This window comes from Streptomyces sp. ADI95-17 (assembly GCF_003846175.1).
Lineage (GTDB): Bacteria > Actinomycetota > Actinomycetes > Streptomycetales > Streptomycetaceae > Streptomyces > Streptomyces sanglieri.
This window is the reverse complement of the sequence record NZ_ML123056.1, coordinates 141,388-144,011: the sequence shown is the minus strand read 5'-3', so window position 1 is coordinate 144,011 and position 2,624 is coordinate 141,388. Positions and strand designations below refer to the sequence as shown.

Sequence of the window (2,624 nt, the reverse complement as noted above, 5' to 3'; positions counted from 1 at the left end):
ATGGAGTTCACGCCCCATACCGACCCGCTGCGACCCCTGCCCCGAGAACAGCACCGCCACCGGCTCGTCCTCGCCTGTAGTGGAGCCCACCGCGTCGGCGGTGCCGGTGTCCTCCGCCAGTGCCTCGGCGCGACGCAGCAGGGTCTCGGTGTCCTTGCCGATGAGCACGGCCCGGTTCTCCAGCGCGGTCCGGGTCCGCGCCAGCGAGTAGCCGATGTCCACGGCGTCGAGGCCGGCGCCGTCGGCGTGCGCCAGCAGGCGTCCGGCCTGGGCGGCGAGCGCCGGCAGGGACTTGGCCGAGAGCAGCCACGGAACGACCGGCAGGGACACCGTCGCGGGCTCGGTGGCCTGCTCGGTCTCCGGCGCCTGCTCCAGGATCACGTGCGCGTTGGTGCCGCTCATACCGAACGAGGAAATGGCGGCGCAGCGCGGCTCGCCCGTCTCGGGCCACTCCACCGGCTCCGTGAGCAGCTCGACGGCCCCTGCCGACCAGTCCACGTGAGAGGACGGCTCATCGACGTGCAGGGTGCGCGGCAGCACGCCTTCGCGCATCGCCATGACCATCTTGATGATGCCCGCCACGCCTGCGGCGCCCGCCGTGTGACCGATGTTCGACTTCAACGAGCCCAGCCAGAGCGGCCTCCCGCCGGTGCGCTCCTGGCCGTACGTCGCAATGAGGGACCGCGCCTCGATCGGGTCACCGAGGCGGGTGCCCGTGCCGTGCGCCTCCACCGCGTCGACCTGCGCGGCGGAGAGGCCCGCGTTGGCGAGGGCGGCCCGGATCACGCGCTGCTGCGAGGGGCCGTGCGGAACGGTGAGCCCGCTGCTCGCGCCGTCCTGGTTGATCGCCGAGCCTCGGATGACGCCGAGTACGCGGTGGCCGTTGCGACGGGCGTCCGAGAGGCGCTCGACCAGCAGCATGCCGACACCCTCGCCCCAGCCGGTGCCGTCCGCCGCCTCGGCGAACGCCTTGCACCGGCCGTCCTCGGCGAGGCCCCGCTGCCGGGAGAACTCCAGGAACGCGCCCGGGGTGGCCATGACCGCCACACCGCCCGCGAGCGCCATGGTGCATTCTCCCTGGCGCAGCGCCTGGGCGGCCCAGTGCAGTGCCACCAGCGACGACGAGCACGCGGTGTCCACGGTCGCGGCGGGGCCCTCGAAGCCGAGGGTGTAGGCGATGCGGCCCGACATGACGCTGGCGGCGCTGCCGATGGCCAGGTAGCCGCCGAGTTCGGCCGTGTCGTTGTGCAGGAGCGAGGCGTAGTCCTGCGCGTTGGATCCGATGAACACCCCGGTCCGGCTGCCGTGCAGGGATGCGGGGTCGATGCCCGCCTGCTCGAAGGCCTCCCAGGAGGTTTCGAGGAGGAGTCGCTGCTGCGGGTCCATCGCCAGTGCCTCGCGCGGCGAGACACCGAAGAACTCGGCGTCGAAGTCACCGACGGAGCTCAGGAATCCGCCCTGATTGGCATAGGACGTGTCCGGGTTGTCCGGGTCGGGGTCATAGAGCCCTTCGACGTCCCAGCCGCGGTCGTCGGGGAAGTCCGATATCGCGTCGACGCCGTCGGCGACCAGCCGCCACAGCTGCTCGGGCGACCGGACGTCACCGGGAAAGCGGCAGCTCATGCCGACGATGGCAATCGGCTCCTGCTCCTCGGACTCCACCTCTTGGAGCCGCTGCTTCGTCTGGCGAAGCTCAGCGGTCATCCACTTCAGGTGGTCCAGGAGTTTCTCGTCACTCGCCATCGAAACAGCACCGCCCCTTGAGAAAAGCTCGGTTTGCACACGCGTTCACCGGTCCGGTCAGAACTTCCCGAACTCGCGTTGGATGAGGTCGAACATCTCGTCCGATGTCGCCGACTCAAGGTCGGAGTCCATCGCCGCGGCCGCGGACTCGCCCGCTTCGGGCGGCGCAGACGCCATGCGGACCTGTGCTCCGCTCCACGTCGTCAGCAGGCCCTGCAGCCGCTCTGTGATGTCCACGCCGTCGACGTCATCCGTGGACAGGCCTGAGAGCATCCGCTCCAGCTCGTTGAGCACGGCGGCGACCGAAGTCGAGGCCTCCGCCGAGAGTTCCTGCGCGAGCTCGGCGCGCAGATGCTGCGCCAGCGCGGCAGGGGAAGGGAAGTCGAAGAGCAGGGTGGTGGACAGCCGCAGCCCGGTGTGCCGGGCCAGCCGGTTGCGCACCTCGACCGCCATGAGCGAGTCGAAGCCCAGCTCGACGAAGCCGCGCCGGGGCCGGACCACGTCCGCCGTGGCGTGCCCCAGCACGTCCGCCGCCTCCGTGCGCACCAGCTCCAAGAGGATGCGGTTCTGCTGCGACTCGTTGGCCTGCGCGAGCCGTGCGCGCAGCTGGGCCGCCGCGTCGCCGCCACGGCCGTCGGCGTCCGCGCCGCCGTGGTCCTGCTCCAGAACCCTTTGTACGTCGGCCAGTTCGCCGAGGAGCGGGCTGGGTCGCCGTGCCGTGAAGGCGGGGGCGAACCGCTGCCAGTCCACATCCGCGACCGTGAGGAGCGTCGCGTCGTCCGCCAGCGCCTGGTGGAGCGCGCCGACGGCCGACTCCGGTGCCATCACGGCGAGGCCTCGCCGGCTCAGTTCCCCGCTGGTCCCTTCGGCCATGCCGCCTT

Annotated in this window: 2 protein-coding genes; both read right to left on the bottom strand. The window is 71.4% G+C overall.

Annotation, left to right across the window (positions count from 1 at the left end; all coding sequences use genetic code 11):
• On the bottom strand, positions 1-1,743 hold a 1,743-nt coding region (locus tag EES42_RS43040), incomplete at its 3' end, for a type I polyketide synthase (RefSeq protein ID WP_164495570.1).
• Positions 1,744-1,800: 57 nt separating this feature from the next.
• The coding region (locus EES42_RS43035; protein WP_241196969.1) for a phosphopantetheine-binding protein at positions 1,801-2,624 on the bottom strand (824 nt) is incomplete at its 5' end.